Genomic DNA, 14658 nt, shown 5'->3' on the forward strand with positions numbered 1-14658 from the left:
CGACTGCGGTATCGTTTCGCTCAATCCGCCAATCAGAACAAGAGCGAATGGGAAACGCAGTTAGGGAGGAGCGCTTGCGAGCACCCCGTTTGAGCCGCCATGCCGACAATGGCTGAAGTGGCGCGCCGCGCGGGCGTGTCGGTTTCGACCGTGTCGCATGTCGTTAACCGCACCCGTTTTGTATCACCCGAGAAGGCGAAGCTCATCAACGACGTGATTGCCTCGATGGGCTATCAGCCCAACGAGCTGGCGCGCTCTCTCAAGGCCTCGACGACCAACAGCGTCGGTCTGGCAATCTCGGCAATTTCCAATCCCTATTTCACCGACATCATCTGCGCAGTGGAGGCCGAGTGCGCGCGTCTCGGTCTTATGGTTTTCCTGTCCGACACCCAGGACGACCCGGATCGCGAACTTTCGGTGGTCCGTGCTTTCCATCAGCGGCGGGTCGACGGCGTCATTCTGGCGCCATCGGGCGCACCGCAGCGGGCGATCGACTATCTGGCCGAGAAGAAGTTGCCCTGCGTCTTGATCGACCGCTTCGCCGACGAGCGCTTCGATCAGATCGGCGTTGAAAACCAATCCGCGATGCGGGCTCTTATCGATCACGTCGCATCTTTCGGCCACCAGCGGATTGGGTTCATTGCAGGGCAGCCCGGCCTTGCTACAACTCGCGAACGTATCGATGCGTTCAAGTCAGCTTTGATGGCCAACGGACTTGCCTACGTGCCGGAATATCTGCCGCTCGGGAACGTCGACACGGCGAGCGCTACGGCATCGACCCACGCGATGTTGTCATTGCCTTCGCCACCTACAGCGTTGGTCACCGGCAACAATATGGCAACGATCGGAGCGGTCCGCGCGGTTCGCGAAAAAGGTCTCGCCATACCTCGGGATCTTTCACTTGTCGGCTTTGACGACTTCGAATGGGCCGACTGTTTTGAGCCTCGACTGACGCTTATTGCGCAGCCTTGCACCGAAATCGGCCGGCAGGCGGCATCCTTGCTTAGTGCCCGAATTGCATCCACCGATATCGAGCCCCGCTCGGTGCGGCTTCAGGCGACGCTGCATGCCCGCCAATCTTGCGGGAGGCCGGCATGAGCGCGCCGCTTCTATCGGTTACAGGCGCCGTAAAACGCTTCGGCGGCGTCCAGGCACTACGGGGAGTCGATTTCGATCTCAAGCGAGGCGAGATCCACGCCCTGCTGGGCGAGAACGGTGCCGGCAAGTCGACATTGATGAACCTGTTGTCGGGAGTTTATGCGGCGGACGAGGGCGTGATTGAGATCGACGGCAAGCCAGTACGCTTCAGCAATCCACGCGAAGCCCAGGGCGCTGGCATTGCCACCATCTTTCAGGAACTCGATCTTGTGCCGACGCTCGATGTGGCGTCGAACCTCTTCCTGGGCCGCGAGTTAGTGCGCCCGGGCGGCTTGCTCGATGTGGCAGCGATGCGCCGCGAGGCCCACAGACGGCTGGAAGCGATCGAACTCGCCATTGACCCGGCACGACTGGTCGCCGATCTCTCGATCGGCCAGCGCCAGGTGGTGGCGATCGTCAAGGCGCTGTCCTACGCGTCGCGAGTGCTGATCATGGACGAGCCGACGGCGGCCCTGACGGTGACCGAGGTCGAAAGGCTGTTCGACATCATGCGCAAACTAGCCGCCGGCGGCATCGGTATCGTCTATATCTCGCACCGGCTGGAGGAAGTGCCCGAGATCGCAGACCGGGTGACGGTCATGCGCGACGGGCGCGTTGCGGGAGTCACCGAGCCGCACGCGCCGCAAGCCGAGTTGGTGCGGCTGCTGGTCGGGCGTCCCCTCGACGAGCTTTATCCCCAGCGCGCTAAAGCAGTCGGCCGGGCGCTCCTCAGCTTGCGCAATGCAACCTTCCGGCTGGCGCGCGACAGTGCCGGCTGGCAGGCCCCGACAGGGCTTTCCCTCGATGTGCATGAAGGGGAGATCGTCGGACTGGCTGGCATCATGGGGGCAGGGCGGACCGAACTTCTCAGCGCGCTTTACGGCACCGGCCTCTCCGGTCGCTGGGAGGGCGACATCGTCCTCGATGGGCGTCAGGTGAAGCTCAATTCGATCAGGGCGGCTCGAGCGGCTGGCATCGCCTTCGTCACGGACGACCGTCGCGGCAGCGGCCTAATGCTGAGGATGGCTGTCGGCCTCAACCTGGTCATGTCGGTGATCCGCCGCCTCTCGCCGGCCGGACTGATGTCGCCGGGCCGGCAGGCGGAGGCGGTGAAACAATCCTTCGGTCAGTTCGACATCCGGCCGAACAACCCCGACATCGCCGTCGGCGCGCTTTCGGGTGGCAACCAGCAGAAGGTGGTACTGGCCAAGGAAATCTTAGGCAATCCGCATCTGCTGCTGCTCGACGAACCGACGCGCGGCGTCGATGTCGGTGCCAAAGGCGAGATCTATGCGCGGCTGAGGCAACTGGCCGCTCAGGGGTTGGGCATTCTGGTCGCCTCCAGCGAAATGCCTGAGCTGATCGGCCTTTGCGATCGCATCGTGGTGCTGCGCCAGGGACGCAATGTAGCGGAATTCATCGGCGGCGTCGACGAGCACACGGTGTTGGCCGCAGCAAACGGCAAGGAGGCGTGATGTCTGACGAGACGACTTCGGTTGCAGGCGGCCCGTTGGCGGCAGCGCCCGTGCATCGCGATCCGCTCGCTTTGGTAGTGCGCTTCCAGAGCTTGATCGGCCTGGTGCTGGTCGCGATCGGCGGCGTCATCTTCTCGCCGAGGCGCCATGGCGAGATCCTGTTCCTTGCGCCCGACAACATGGCCAACATCGTGCGCGCGGTGTCTGAGACCGGCATCATTGCCATCGGCATGACCTTCGTCATCATCACCGCCGGCATCGACCTTTCGGTGGGCGCCGTGCTCGGTCTCTCCAGCGTCGTTACCGCAACGATGATGATCTCCGGCGGCTTCGGGCTCATCCCGACCGTCCTCGCTGTGCTGGCATTGGGCACCGTCTTCGGCATGATCCAGGGCATGATTTCCAGCCGCTTTCGCCTCGAGCCATTCATTGTCACGCTCGCCGGCCTGCAGGCGGCGCGGGGGCTCGCGCTGGTCGTATCGGGCAACCAGTACATCAACATTTCCTATGGCGATGGTCCCGGCCTGGCGCCACCTGTTTTCGCGGTGCTGGGCGAGCGTCTGTTCAACAACACCGTGCCGGTGGCGACCATTGTCTTCATTGTCTTCGCCGCTATTGCCACCTTGGTATTGAACACCACGCGCTTCGGCCGCTATGTCTTTGCCGTCGGCGGCAACGAGCGGGCCGCGCGCATTTCCGGCGTGCCGGTCTCGATGGTCAAGATCTCGGTTTACGCTATCACCGGCTTTGCCGCCGCCCTTGCCGGCATCGTGCACGCCGGTCAATTCAACTTCGGCAGCGCCAATGACGGTATGGGCTATGAGCTCACCGCAATCGCGGCCGTGGTCATCGGCGGCACCAGCCTGTTCGGCGGCGCCGGCTCGATGGTCGGCACCGTCGCCGGCACCATCATGCTCGGCGCGCTCGCCAACATCCTTCAGCTTAACAACATTACCCCCGCCATGCAGCTGCTCGCGACCGCCGCGATCATCGTCCTGGCGGCCGTGCTTCAATCTCTCGTGCGCCGCCGCGAGGGTTTGGGCAGATAGCAGGCAGACGGCGGGCAGATGGAAGGCATTAGAAACCAAGGTGTGGCCGAAGCGGCCCTAAAAAGGAGGAGAGAGAGCATGAGAACCACAGAACGAGGATCGTGGCGTGCCTGGCGGCTTGGACTGCTCGCCGGCACGTGCCTGTGCATGGCGGGCACCGCAGAGGCCGCTGACCCAATGGTCAAGGCCTGCGCCAAGGACGGCCAGTTCATCATCGGCTTTTCGCAGGCAAACAACGCCGAGCCCTACCGCCAGCATGTCAATGACGAACTGAGCGCGGCGGTCAAGGAAGTGTCCCAGTTCACGCTGCAGATCGCTGATGGCGCGGGCAACGTCAACACGCAGACATCGCAGGTCGACAACTTCATCACTCAAAAAGTCGATCTGCTCTTGATCTCGCCCTTCGAGGCAGCGCCCCTGACCCCGGCGGTGAAGCGCGCCATGGATGCCGGCATTCCCGTGATTGAGCTAGACCGCAAGACGGTAGGCGACCCAGGTAAAGACTACACCGCCTTCATCGGCGGCGACAATTACAAGATCGCGCTCGAAGCGGGCAAGTACACCGCAAAGACCCTGCTCCCGGAAGGCGGCGAGGCAGCGGTGCTTGAAGGCCTGCCAAGTTCGACGCCGGCGGTGGAGCGGCTCAACGGCTTCAAGGATGGTGTGAAGGAAAATGGCAAGATCCAGGTGGTGGCCGAGCAGGCCGCCGACTGGGTGCCCGACAAAGCTCAGACCGCCTTTTCTGCCATGCTGCAAGCGCACCCCGACATCAAGGTGCTCTACGCCTCGAACGACATGATGGCAGCCGGCGCGCTGCTTGCAGCCAAGGGCGCGGGCAAGCAGGTCAAGATTATCGGCACCGACGGCCTGCCGGGCCCGGCCGGCGGCATCGAGGCCGTGGCCAAGGGCGACTGGGCGGCAACCTTCACCTACCCGACCGGCGCCAAGCAGGCGATCGAGATGTCGAAGAAGATTCTGCTTGATTGTGCTTCGTCGGTTGAGCCGACGGTGACGGTGGCTACGACCGCGGTCACGCCAGAGAATGCCAAGCAGATGATGGGGAAATGAGTTCAGGGCAAGATTAATAGGACAAGGCCCCGCGCGGGGCCTTGTTGCGTATTGGGAGACGCCACGCAGGGCACGCAATGGGACTGGCAGCAGCCCGCCAGCGCGAGTTCCTGGTGGCGGCTATCCAAGCGTCAGCGCGAGGGTCCGGCTCCCACGTCCTGCATCGCCAGCGAGCGATCGGGAGACCTGCTGCTCCGCAGACTCGACTTCATATAAGCTGGCACTAATTATTGCCCCTTGGGTGAAAAAACCTTGGAGGCGACATGCTGAAACCATCAGGGAAGAGCAATGCTCGGGGAAGCCGACTTCTATCTCTTTTTCGCAGCTATGGTGATCGTATCACGGTGCGGCGAGTCACACGCAAACTTCATTCATACCGAGATTGGCTCAGAGCCTTTGCCCTGACGGTCCTCCCGACGAGCAAGGCTCATCACTGCAATGCCTGCGATCGCGATATAGCGGCTTTTTACCGTTTCGGAGCGTACACTCTTGTCTGCCCGCTTTGTCATGCGGTGGATCGCGAGCGGTTTTTGATTTGTGCTCTAGACCGTAGGCTTATCAAGTTGCCGGTGGGGCAGCTTCAAATTCTCCAGATTGCGCCTAGCGAGAAAGGTCTTTCAAAGAGACTCTCTCAAGCAGGCAACCTAATCAAAGGCGATTTCGAGCCGGGACGGTACGGGCCGGATACCGTGAAAATTGACCTGATGGACATGCGACGCACCAGCGATCTCGATATCGTCGTATTAAGTCATGTCATGGAACACGTGCCTGATGATCGGCATGTGTTTCGGCAACTTTGGTCATCTCTTAAGCCCCGAGGACAGGTCTGGATCCAGGTACCGCTGATTTATCGCCAAACGATCGAAGCGACGCCATCTATGTCACTGAGGGAGCGCGACGAGCGCTTTGGTGGATCGGATCACGTGCGAGCCTACGGACTGGATATCAAGGAGCGTATCGAGGACGCCGGCTTTGCCGTCACCCGAATAAATTCAGATCGTATACCCACCGCGGATCGCGAACGGCTTGGGCTTCTCTCCGATACTCTCTTTGTCGCAGAACGGCCCGAGTAACCCAATTTGGAATGAAAGCCTTGTTGCAGCGCCGGGATCGGCTGAATTCAGCGCGAAGGCAGCTCGGTCGAAGAAGTGCGGCCCGGCCACGTGGGTTAGAACGCTCCCGGCGTCTCGCGCATGGCCATGGCCTTCTTGCGTCTGTTATCGGCGGGGTTTGCGATGCTAAACCGGTCGATCACACGCAGCCGCAACCCGATAGCGCTGTCACCGCGATGCGCCTCCTTCACTGGTCCGATAATCACGGCGCACTCGGGGCAAATCGCCTCGATCGACAGCCAATAGGCGGCGCTAAGACGATAAGGCAATCCGACTCGGCACCGATCACGGCGGCGCCTGCTCCTGTGCCGGCCCGCTCAAATGCGATCAGCCCGCTGGCCGACAAGGCGAAGCAGCGCTGCGATACGTGAATCTGGTTGGCATCGATCCACGGAATGAATGCTTGACCTCAAGTTAACTTAAGCTTGTACCATCCGGCCATACGGTTTGAAGGAGCATCGGCAATGCTGACCAACATCGATCTTCAGGGACTTCGTGTAGCAGTCACGGGAGGCACCTCCGGCCTAGGACTGGCGCTTGTGCGGCAGCTTGCCAAAGACGGAGCCTCGGTCGCCTTCGTTGCACGCACTGCCGCGGACGTCGAACGCATCGCTGACGAGACGGGCGCACATGGCATTGTCGGCGACGTCGGCAAAAAGGACGACATCTACCCGATCGCGTTGCAGGCCACAGTGAGCCTGGGCGGGCTCGACGTTCTGATCAACAATGCCTCGAGCCTCGGGCCCGTTCCACTGGCGCTCCTTGCCGATACCGAGTGCGAGCAGCTGGAAAAAGCGCTCGCGGTCAACCTCGTCGGCGCGTTCCGGCTGACGAAAGCACTGTTCGGTGCACTTGCCGCGTCCGCGCGCGAGGGCCGTGGCGCGCTGGTGATCAACATCTCCAGCGACGCGGCGGTGAACGCCTATCCCGGCTGGGGTGCGTATGGCGCGAGCAAGGCCGCTCTTGCTCACCTGACGGCGATTTGGGACGAGGAGGCGAAAGCCGACGGCATCCGGCTCCTCGCGCTCGACCCCGGCGATATGGACACCCCACTGCACGCGCTGGCGCTTCCTGACGCCGATCCGTCGACATTGAAGCGTCCCGACTTGGCTGCTGCCGAGATCATCGAACAGATGCTCGACACGTTGCCGGCCGGCGCAACACTTCTCGCCGAGGCACGTGGATGATTGCCGCCGACCGTCCGGATCGGCGCGCCGCCCGGCTGCTGGTCGTCGAGGCGGACTGGGCGACGCGCGACCTGCCGCGCACTAAACTCGCGACACTGTTCGATGCCGGCGATCTGGTCGTAGCCAATGACGCCGCGACCTTGCCTGCCAGCTTCCACGGCACGCATATTCCGAGCGACGAGGCGATCGAGATCCGCCTGGCAGGCTGGCTGACATTTCCCGACCCAACCAATTTCCTGGCGATTGCCTTCGGCGCGGGCGATCACCGCACGCGCACCGAAAATCGGCCGCCTCCGCCCCCGCTGTCACCAGGCGATCGCCTCCGGCTCGGCCGGCTTGAAGCCATCGTAGAGCGCTTTGTCGATCACCCCCGCCTTATCGAGTTGCGCTTCCCAGGCAGCCGCGCAGCGGTGCTTGCGGGACTGGCGCAGCACGGCAGGCCGATCCAATATGCGCATGTTCACGAACCGTTGGCACTTTGGAATGTTTGGACGAAGATTGCCGCCAGGCCGGTGGCGTTCGAGACGCCATCGGCAGCGTTCGCACTCGACTGGCGCACGCTCCAGGCCTGGCGTCGGCGCGGCGTGGGCTTCGCAACACTCACTCATGCCGCGGGCGTGTCTTCCACCGGCGACCCCGGGCTCGACTTGCGCCTCCCTTTCGACGAGCCATACCGCATTCCCGAGCGCACCGCGGCGCAGGTCGCGCGGGCGAAGCTCTGCGGAGGTCGCATCATCGCAATCGGCACGAGCGTGGTGCGCGCGCTTGAGGCAGCTTCCAATCCCGACGGCAATGTGCGTGCCGGAAATGGCATTGCGACAGGGCGCATCGCGCTGGGCACGCCACTTCGCGTCGTCGATGCGATTCTAACAGGCGTCCACCAGCCCGGCGAAAGCCATTTCGAGCTCCTGCGAGCCTTTGCCGACGATGCTCTGCTCGCCAAGGCTTCCGCATCCTGCGCGGCGTACGGCTACCGTACGCATGAATTTGGCGATTCCATGCTGCTCAATCGGCTGGATCGATCGCGGACAGAACCAGGAAGTGCGCGAGACGAAGCCTCTACTCTAGGCGACCCGATGATCTTGGATCTCCAGACCCGGCGCCCGACTGGACGTCCAAGGTCATCGTCGACGGACGGCTGGTAACGGGCCAGAACCCGCAATCGGAGAGGGCGAAGCCGTGCGCAACCTTCTTTCCGCCTAGCAATCGCAAGGCACCAAGCTTTGCACGATCACCATGACCTGCACTCCCCAAACTTTAGCTGTTTGGGGAGGCGGGCTACTCATCTCAACTGCGCATAAGTTTTGCAGTTTGACAATAATGGCCAGCCGGGCGATCCCGGTATTTAGCGTTGCTTCGGCGAGTCAATACTAAGCCTGCGCTTGCGCGCCGTCCTTCTCGACAAGACCATCGGCTGGACGAGCGATTCCACAGTGCCTGACAGTTTTCTAAAAGGCATCGAACGCGATTATGTCGCCCAGGAAGCCAAGCTTGGCCCGACCATTCGCATGGATAATAATGCAGATCTGCATTATCTTGCGCAATGAACAGGACTGCTTTGATATGACAACGTTGACAGTGACGACAAGGGGACAGGTGACGTTCCGCGAGGACGTACTGCAACATCTGGGTATCAAGCCGGGCGAGAAGATCGAGCTTGATCTGCTGCCCGGCGGTCGGGCAGAACTGAAGGCGGCACGGGCGAAGGGGTCGTTCCGGGACCCCCACGGCTTCCTCAGAAGCAAGACCAAAGGCCGGGCGCTCAGCATCGAGGAGATCAACGAGGCGATAGCGGAAGCGGGCGCCGCGGCCGGGCCCGGCAAGGAATGAGGGTTACCGCCGACACGAGTGTGCTTCTGCGTCGGCGACGATGAGAGGCCGGCGGCCATTGCCGTCGACCTGCTGGCTAAAGCGAACACCGTGGCCGTGAGTTTGCAGGCCTTGTGCGAGTTCGCCTGGGTTCTGGCCCGGCAATACCAGACAGAGCGCGAAAATATTGCCGCGGCGATCCGGGCATTGCTGAATACGGCGAATGTTGTCGTCAACCGGCCGGCCGTTGAGGCAGGACTGTCAGTCCTCGATGCCGGCGGTGATTTCGCGGACGGCGTGATCAATTTTGACGGCGGCTGGCTTGGCGGGGAGACTTTCGTCTCGTTTGATCGAAGGCCTTCAAACTGCTTTCGGCGCAGGGACAATCCGTACAGCTTCTTTCCTAAGTGGTCTTTCGCCCTGTGCTGTCGCGTCTTTATGTGAAGCCGTTTGCGTCGTTTTTGGCAGAGCGGGTTAACTGGTCCGACCAGCAATGAAAATAACGGCGGCATTGCGTAAGCCTTACGGCGCTTCGGCTTCATCTTCGCGGAGCGCAGAACGACAAATGCGGGCGAGATACCGCGAAATTCCGTGGCCGAGGTCCACCAGGAATCGCCTCACGCCATCCTCATGCGGGAACTTGCTCAGGCGCGAGGCATGGTCGTGCTGATCGCCCTGTACGACGTCAATCACGCCTGCGCTTCAGGGATCAGACAATGGTCGTCGCGGACGGCCGGCTGGTCGCATGCGGGTCATCGCCGGACGTCATCACATCCGATCTGCTGCGGGTCACCGCAACGCCCGCATCGAGCCGTGCGCGCGCGGCTTCGGCCATGTCATCGTGGATGGCGTTGCGGATGGGCGTCGGACGGTCATTATGTCGGCAGCGGAACTGAATCCGGGATTCGGAGCAGATTCGAAGCGGCAGCCGGGGTCCTGCCGCGTGATCGCAACCGCATTATGCTGGTTGATCGACGCGCGGACTGATCGACCTGATCCTCTGACCGCTGGTTGGAGGCGACAGCGTGCTTGCATTCAGCTCAAGGCGTGGCCGGCCAATCCGTAGACCCAAGGCCCATCGTCTTCACGGTTCAGGAAGTGACGCCCTTTGGACATGGTCGTAACGGTCTCGGCAATGCCGAAACCGCAGTGCTGGAGAAACGCGGCAAACACGCCATCCTTCTCGCGGGTGTCGACGCGGGCGAACCGTCCTGCCAGTACCTTCAGATGCACGGCTGTGAGATGGGCTGCGTCGAGATCGTTTCGCGCGACCATGGGGCCGATCACGTGACCACGCCCGAACTCGCGACACATGGAATAGCCGACGATCTCGCCGCCGCGGCTCAAAGTGCAGATCGAGGCATCGGCCGCGAGCAACGCGAGCAGCCTCTGGCGGTTTGTCCCAAACGCGCGCGTATCCAGCGCCGTGATCTCCTTCAGCCTGTCGCTCGATAGCGTCTGCAATTGACCGTCCAGGGCCGGCATTGTTGGGAGCGCCTGTGGGACCTCCCCCTGACGCATGTATACGATCGCCTCGGTCGTGAAGCCGAGTGAGACATAAAGAGGATAGGCAGCATGGGTAGCATTGAGTGCCAAGTTGCGATCGCCGCACTGCTCGAGGACCAAGTCCATGAGCCATCGGCCGCCTCCTTGCGCTTGCGTGCGGGGCGTTGTGATCACTACGCCGATTGTGGCGAAATCCTCCCCGTGAGGAAACCACATCGCGCTGCCGAAAACGCGTCCAATACCATCAACGGCAACAATGCCGCGGCCGGCACGGCGCAGAAAGTCCCAATCCTTCGGCCGATGAGGCCAGCGGACTGAGATCGACAGCGCGTGCAGTAGCTTGACGTCGACATCATCAATGTCCCGCGCGACCAGTTCGAAGGATTTCAGGCGTACTGACCTCTGCATCTCAGTCGATCCGCTCCTTCAACGAATGCGCAAGGCACGCGGTGTTGATCCTGTCATCGATCGCCATGTCGCGACATGCCTCTTTTGCCGCAGCATTATACGGGAAAGCCAGCAGGTTTCGCTGGTTCGAGGTGCTTTTTCGCAACATTCGGCCAAAGCGCGACGCGATTCGGCAGGGAACACTGCTGCCTGCGGATAGGCTGGTTGCACCCGGTGATAGTGTGCAAGCAGAGCGGACCGCCATGAACGTGGAAGAAATCCTCGCGACGCTGATTGGATTTCCCTCTGTTGTGGGCACCCCAAACGGCGCGATCGTCGATTGGATCCGCGACTACTGTCAGGCAGCCGGAGCCGAGGTGACGGTTCTGCCCGGTCCCGAGGGCGACCGGTCCAACCTTTTTCTTACGATCGGCCCGCGCCAGGGTCGGGGCTACATCATCTCCGGACATATGGATGTCGTGCCGGCCGGCGAGCCGGAATGGAGCTCGGATCCTTTCGTCCTTCGCCGCGAGGGCGGCAGGCTTTACGGCCGCGGCACCACCGACATGAAGGGCTTCCTCGCCTGCGCACTGGCCGCGCTCCCAGGACTTGCGGCGATGAACCTGCGGCGGCCAGTTCATCTCGCATTCTCCTATGATGAAGAGGCGGGGTGCCGTGGTGTGCCGCATCTCCTGGCCGCGTTGCCGAGCTTATGCGAGAGGCCGCTTGGCGCGATTGTCGGCGAGCCGAGCCGAATGCAGCCCGTGCGCGCGCACAAGGGGAAGGCCGCCGCACGACTCGAGGTGATCGGGCGATCCGGCCATTCGTCACGCCCCGATCTCGGCATCAATGCCGTGCACGCCATGGCCGGCGTCATCACATATGCCGTGGCCTACGGCCAATCGCTCGCGGACGGGCCGCTCGATCAAAATTTCGAGCCCCCATATTCGTCCTTGCAGGTGGGCGTCATCGCCGGTGGACAGGCGGTCAACATCATCGCTGGTCACTGCACAGCCGACATCGAGGCGCGTGCCGTGCCCGGCGTTTCTCCAGCCTCCCTGCTTGAGCCGGTCAAGGCCCGGCTCTTCGCCCTGCGAGACAGCGGCTTCGATGTGGCTTGGCACGATTTGAGCACCTATCCCGCCCTTGCGCCCGCCAACGGGAGCGAGCTTGCGGCCGTTCTGACGGAGCTGACGGGGCAGGAGCCGCTCACGGCCGTCAGTTTCGGCACGGAGGCCGGGCTTTATCAGCAGGCCGGCATCGATGCGATCATTTGCGGTCCTGGCGACATCGGCCGTGCCCATCGTCCCGACGAATATATCGAGATCGGTGAACTCGCCGCTTGCCGGAAGATGATCCACGGGCTCGGCGCGCGTTTTGCGGCCTGAAGGGAGGGGCGGCACCATGGCGTTTCTTTTCAATTCCGATACCGCGCGTGCTGCGGTCTTCCGCGAGATCTTCGCGCGTCAGCTCCCGGATCTGGAATTCTTCCATTCAGGAGACGAGATGGAGCCGGAGAAGGTGCGCTATCTCATCACCTGGACGGTGCCGGACGAGATCTCGCGCTACCGCAATCTGGAAGTTCTGTTTTCGATCGGCGCGGGCGTCGACCAGTTCAAGCAGGACGTGGTGCCAAGCCATGTGAAGCTTGTGCGCATGGTCGAGGACGGCATCATACGCATGATGCAGGAATACGTCGCGCTCGGCGTGTTGGCGCTCCACCGGGAGATTCCCGCCTATCTCGAGCAGCAGAAAAGGTGCCTCTGGCAACCGATTGCCGCTCGACAGGCGGCCGAACGCCGGGTTGGCTTCCTCGGTCTTGGCATGCTGGCCCGCGCGGCTATCGAGCGCTTGAAGCCGTTCCAGTTTCCGCTTGCCGGGTGGAGCCGCAGCGAAAAGCGGATAGAGGACGTCGCCTGTTTTCACTGCACGGACCAACTCGCGGGCTTTCTGAAGCAAACGGATATTCTCGTGTGCCTGCTGCCGCTCACAGAACAAACGCACGGCATCCTCGATGCAGAGTTCTTCGACTTGCTGCCCGTCGGGGCGCAGCTGCTGCATGTCGGCAGGGGTCCGCAACTGGACCAGGCCGCGCTGATCAACGCGCTCGACACCGGTCACGTATCTGCGGCGATGCTTGATGTCACCGATCCAGAACCGCTCCCGCAAGACCATCCGCTGTGGTCGCATCCGAAGGTGATGATAACGCCGCACATCGCCTCGGTGACGCAACCGCATACGGCGGCACAATCCGTCGTGGACAATATCCGGCGCCATCGCGCCGGAGAGGAACTGATCGGCCTCGTCGATCGGACACTCGGCTACTAACCAGGAAACATCACATGTCACTTCTGATCACGATCGACACAGTCCCAGGCTTCGCGCCGAAGGAGGCACTACCGGCTCCGGAGCGGCTCATTTCCGGCAATCCATCCTTCAAGACCTGGGCGCAGGATGCCTCGAAGGGAGAAAAGGTGCTCACGGGCGTCTGGGAGGCGACGCCCGGCGAGACGCATTCGATCAAGGGCACTGTCTACGAGTTTTGCCACATCGTTTCGGGTCTCGTCGAAATCGAGGAGAAGGGCGGTGAAACCAAGACCTACCGCGCCGGCGACAGTTTCGTGATGAAGCCCGGTTTCGTCGGGGTCTGGCGCACGATCGAGACCGTGCGCAAGATCTACGTCTGCGTTTACGACTGAGTTCAGGGCTCAAGGTCTGGCCGAATAGCGCGCGCGGCGGTTCCAGAACAATCGGCTTTCCAGGTTTCGCCTGACGCGATTCGACGCCGTCAGACGGCTCATCCTCGACGGAAAATGCGGCAGGCGGTCCACTATTGTTCACATGACGTTAGTGCGAATGAGGACGTCCATCAATGAAGACCTACAAGCTAGCGCTCATCCCCGGCGACGGCATCGGCAAGGACGTGACGCAGGCGGCATGGCAGGTGCTGCAGGCGGCGGCAAAGCGGGGCGGTTTTGCGCTTGATGACACAAGATTCCCATGGTCGTGCGCCTACTACCTGGAGACCGGCGCAATGATGCCGTCAGACGGCATCGAGACACTTCGAAAATTCGATGCGATCTATCTGGGCGCTGTGGGCTGGTCCGCGGAAGTGCCCGACTCAGTATCGCTTCACGGACTGCTCCTGCCGATCCGGAAAGGGTTCACGCAGTATGCCAACATACGACCGCACCGGCTGTTGCCGGGTGTTCAGGGGCCCCTCCGCTCCGATGGTTTCGACATCCTGTGCATCCGCGAGAATACGGAAGGCGAATACTCCGGCGCCGGTGGGCGCGTTCATTCCGGCACGGCCGATGAGGTGGCGGTTGAGACTGCGATCTTCACGCGTACAGGTGTCGAACGGATCATCCGTTTCGGTTTCGAACAGGCGCAGGCGCGCCGCAGGAAGCTCGCATCTGTCACCAAATCCAACGCGCAGAAACACTCCATGGTTTTCTGGGATGAGGTCACGCGCGAGGTGGCGAAAGACTATGCCGATGTGGAGGTCTCGCACTACCACATCGACGCCATTGCCGCCCGTATGGTCCTCGCGCCTGAAAGCCTCGACGTAATCGTCGCATCGAACCTTTTCGGCGACATCCTCACCGATATTGGAGCGGCCATTCAGGGCGGGCTGGGTTACGCCGCCTCCGCCAATATCAATCCCGATCGCAGCTCGCCTTCCATGTTCGAGCCAGTCCATGGTTCGGCGCCCGACATCGCGTATCTCGGCGTCGCCAATCCGATCGCCGCGATCTGGTCCGGTGTGATGATGCTCGAGCATCTGGGCGAGGGGCAGGCTGCGGCACAAGTGATGTCGGCAATCGAGTCCGCAACCGCGCGGGGGATTGGCACGATCGCAGGCAAGGACAGGACTGAAACGATCACGCAGGCCGTGCTGGCAGGATTGAGCTGAAAGAGCAGAGGA

Annotated in this window: 15 protein-coding genes and 1 pseudogene; 14 read left to right on the forward strand and 2 right to left on the reverse strand. The window is 62.0% G+C overall.

The features are described from left to right. Nucleotides 1-99: 99 nt before the first annotated feature. From AC0L2Y_RS21105 to AC0L2Y_RS21125, 5 genes are all read left to right on the forward strand, one after another. Entirely contained in the window at nucleotides 100-1098 is a 999-nt protein-coding gene (locus AC0L2Y_RS21105) for a LacI family DNA-binding transcriptional regulator (protein ID WP_473559179.1), read from the forward strand. Next, on the forward strand, nucleotides 1095-2612 hold the full coding sequence (locus tag AC0L2Y_RS21110; protein WP_473559180.1) for a sugar ABC transporter ATP-binding protein: 1518 nt from the start codon (nucleotides 1095-1097) through the stop codon (nucleotides 2610-2612). The genes AC0L2Y_RS21105 and AC0L2Y_RS21110 overlap by 4 nt, the downstream gene beginning before the upstream one ends. Then, complete coding sequence (locus AC0L2Y_RS21115) at nucleotides 2612-3661, forward strand: ABC transporter permease (protein ID WP_473559182.1); 1050 nt, start codon at nucleotides 2612-2614, stop codon at nucleotides 3659-3661. The genes AC0L2Y_RS21110 and AC0L2Y_RS21115 overlap by 1 nt, the downstream gene beginning before the upstream one ends. A gap of 78 nt (nucleotides 3662-3739) precedes the next feature. Next, the gene (locus AC0L2Y_RS21120) at nucleotides 3740-4729 is read left to right on the forward strand and encodes a substrate-binding domain-containing protein (RefSeq protein ID WP_473559369.1); all 990 of its coding nucleotides are present in this window, start codon (nucleotides 3740-3742) and stop codon (nucleotides 4727-4729) included. Between the two features lie 263 nt (nucleotides 4730-4992). Further along, nucleotides 4993-5802, forward strand: a complete 810-nt coding sequence (locus tag AC0L2Y_RS21125; protein ID WP_473559184.1) for a class I SAM-dependent methyltransferase — start codon at nucleotides 4993-4995, stop codon at nucleotides 5800-5802. Nucleotides 5803-5897: 95 nt separating this feature from the next. On the opposite strand, the gene AC0L2Y_RS21130 is transcribed toward AC0L2Y_RS21125, so the two are convergent. Beyond that, the gene (locus AC0L2Y_RS21130) at nucleotides 5898-6110 is read right to left on the reverse strand and encodes a hypothetical protein (RefSeq protein WP_473559186.1); all 213 of its coding nucleotides are present in this window, start codon (nucleotides 6108-6110) and stop codon (nucleotides 5898-5900) included. Nucleotides 6111-6305: 195 nt separating this feature from the next. On the opposite strand from AC0L2Y_RS21130, the gene AC0L2Y_RS21135 reads away from it, so the two are divergent. From AC0L2Y_RS21135 to AC0L2Y_RS21155, 5 genes and pseudogenes are all read left to right on the forward strand, one after another. Further along, nucleotides 6306-7028 (forward strand): SDR family NAD(P)-dependent oxidoreductase, encoded by a 723-nt coding sequence (locus AC0L2Y_RS21135; protein WP_473559188.1) that lies wholly within the window; start codon nucleotides 6306-6308, stop codon nucleotides 7026-7028. Next, nucleotides 7025-8173 carry an S-adenosylmethionine:tRNA ribosyltransferase-isomerase gene (locus AC0L2Y_RS21140; RefSeq protein ID WP_473559190.1) on the forward strand — a complete coding sequence of 383 codons (1149 nt, stop codon included), beginning with the start codon at nucleotides 7025-7027 and terminating at the stop codon, nucleotides 8171-8173. Before AC0L2Y_RS21135 ends, AC0L2Y_RS21140 begins: the two co-directional genes overlap by 4 nt. A 237-nt stretch (nucleotides 8174-8410) precedes the next feature. Continuing rightward, on the forward strand, nucleotides 8411-8575 hold the full coding sequence (locus tag AC0L2Y_RS21145; RefSeq protein WP_473559192.1) for a hypothetical protein: 165 nt from the start codon (nucleotides 8411-8413) through the stop codon (nucleotides 8573-8575). A 16-nt stretch (nucleotides 8576-8591) separates the two neighbouring features. Beyond that, nucleotides 8592-8858 (forward strand): AbrB/MazE/SpoVT family DNA-binding domain-containing protein, encoded by a 267-nt coding sequence (locus tag AC0L2Y_RS21150; RefSeq protein WP_473559194.1) that lies wholly within the window; start codon nucleotides 8592-8594, stop codon nucleotides 8856-8858. Then, a pseudogene (locus AC0L2Y_RS21155) lies at nucleotides 8855-9244 on the forward strand (type II toxin-antitoxin system VapC family toxin). Before AC0L2Y_RS21150 ends, AC0L2Y_RS21155 begins: the two are co-directional and overlap by 4 nt. Nucleotides 9245-9872: 628 nt before the next feature. On the opposite strand, the gene AC0L2Y_RS21160 reads toward AC0L2Y_RS21155, so the two are convergent. After that, on the reverse strand, nucleotides 9873-10751 hold the full coding sequence (locus AC0L2Y_RS21160; RefSeq protein ID WP_473559196.1) for a GNAT family N-acetyltransferase: 879 nt from the start codon (nucleotides 10749-10751) through the stop codon (nucleotides 9873-9875). A gap of 242 nt (nucleotides 10752-10993) precedes the next feature. Between AC0L2Y_RS21160 and argE the strand changes: the two genes are divergently transcribed. The 4 genes from argE (at nucleotide 10994) to AC0L2Y_RS21180 (ending at nucleotide 14646) form a co-directional block, all read left to right on the forward strand. After that, nucleotides 10994-12118, forward strand: coding sequence for an acetylornithine deacetylase (gene argE, locus AC0L2Y_RS21165; protein WP_473559371.1), 1125 nt, complete (start codon nucleotides 10994-10996; stop codon nucleotides 12116-12118). Nucleotides 12119-12134: 16 nt separating this feature from the next. Then, nucleotides 12135-13058 (forward strand): 2-hydroxyacid dehydrogenase, encoded by a 924-nt coding sequence (locus AC0L2Y_RS21170; RefSeq protein WP_473559197.1) that lies wholly within the window; start codon nucleotides 12135-12137, stop codon nucleotides 13056-13058. Between the two features lie 14 nt (nucleotides 13059-13072). Beyond that, nucleotides 13073-13429, forward strand: coding sequence for a cupin domain-containing protein (locus tag AC0L2Y_RS21175; protein ID WP_473559199.1), 357 nt, complete (start codon nucleotides 13073-13075; stop codon nucleotides 13427-13429). 173 nt (nucleotides 13430-13602) lie between these two features. Continuing rightward, a complete protein-coding gene (locus AC0L2Y_RS21180) occupies nucleotides 13603-14646 on the forward strand; it encodes a tartrate dehydrogenase (RefSeq protein ID WP_473559201.1) in 1044 nt (347 codons plus the stop codon). Nucleotides 14647-14658 lie beyond the last annotated feature (12 nt).

The organism is Mesorhizobium sp. WSM4830 (genome assembly GCF_055811495.1).

Bases quoted from the DNA above. Each gene is read 5' to 3' on its own strand.
- AC0L2Y_RS21105 (WP_473559179.1), top strand. From the start codon at position 100: ATGCCGACAATGGCTGAAGTGGCGCGCCGCGCGGGCGTGTCGGTTTCG.
- AC0L2Y_RS21110 (WP_473559180.1), top strand. From the start codon at position 1,095: ATGAGCGCGCCGCTTCTATCGGTTACAGGCGCCGTAAAACGCTTCGGC.
- AC0L2Y_RS21115 (WP_473559182.1), top strand. From the start codon at position 2,612: ATGTCTGACGAGACGACTTCGGTTGCAGGCGGCCCGTTGGCGGCAGCG.
- AC0L2Y_RS21120 (WP_473559369.1), top strand. From the start codon at position 3,740: ATGAGAACCACAGAACGAGGATCGTGGCGTGCCTGGCGGCTTGGACTG.
- AC0L2Y_RS21125 (WP_473559184.1), top strand. From the start codon at position 4,993: ATGCTGAAACCATCAGGGAAGAGCAATGCTCGGGGAAGCCGACTTCTA.
- AC0L2Y_RS21135 (WP_473559188.1), top strand. From the start codon at position 6,306: ATGCTGACCAACATCGATCTTCAGGGACTTCGTGTAGCAGTCACGGGA.
- AC0L2Y_RS21140 (WP_473559190.1), top strand. From the start codon at position 7,025: ATGATTGCCGCCGACCGTCCGGATCGGCGCGCCGCCCGGCTGCTGGTC.
- AC0L2Y_RS21150 (WP_473559194.1), top strand. From the start codon at position 8,592: ATGACAACGTTGACAGTGACGACAAGGGGACAGGTGACGTTCCGCGAG.
- AC0L2Y_RS21160 (WP_473559196.1), bottom strand. From the start codon at position 10,751: ATGCAGAGGTCAGTACGCCTGAAATCCTTCGAACTGGTCGCGCGGGAC.
- argE (WP_473559371.1), top strand. From the start codon at position 10,994: ATGAACGTGGAAGAAATCCTCGCGACGCTGATTGGATTTCCCTCTGTT.
- AC0L2Y_RS21170 (WP_473559197.1), top strand. From the start codon at position 12,135: ATGGCGTTTCTTTTCAATTCCGATACCGCGCGTGCTGCGGTCTTCCGC.
- AC0L2Y_RS21175 (WP_473559199.1), top strand. From the start codon at position 13,073: ATGTCACTTCTGATCACGATCGACACAGTCCCAGGCTTCGCGCCGAAG.
- AC0L2Y_RS21180 (WP_473559201.1), top strand. From the start codon at position 13,603: ATGAAGACCTACAAGCTAGCGCTCATCCCCGGCGACGGCATCGGCAAG.